The sequence below is a fragment of the Corallococcus sp. RDP092CA genome, from assembly GCF_041903675.1.
GTDB lineage: Bacteria > Myxococcota > Myxococcia > Myxococcales > Myxococcaceae > Corallococcus.
This window is the reverse complement of the sequence record NZ_JAYESI010000153.1, coordinates 1-309: the sequence shown is the minus strand read 5'-3', so window position 1 is coordinate 309 and position 309 is coordinate 1. Positions and strand designations below refer to the sequence as shown.

Genomic DNA, 309 nt, shown 5'->3' with positions numbered 1-309 from the left:
CGCCTCGCGCGAAGTCCCATGGGCCAGCAGGTGGGCCATGCCGCACGCTGCCTCGGGCAGCCAGCCGTCCGCCACGCATCCGGCGCGCAAGCTGACGGTGTCCACCGTGGGGCCGTTGCGCTGTCCCATCCGGCGGTAGAGGCTGCGCTCTACTTCGACTTCCCCTTGCCTCGTCTTGTACCTCGCCGTGTACCGGCCGACGCGCGCGCAGGGAGCGCTGTCGATGAGGAGGCGGGGGGCGTCGGCGTCGTAGCTTTGAAGCAACCTCCGCTTGCCTTCGAGCGACAGCGCCTCAGCCGCCATGTCAAT

Annotated in this window: 1 pseudogene; it reads right to left on the bottom strand. The window is 69.6% G+C overall.

The annotated features are described in order from the left end of the window. Nucleotides 1-309, bottom strand: a pseudogene (locus tag U8525_RS34575) (ISKra4 family transposase); the annotation flags it as partial.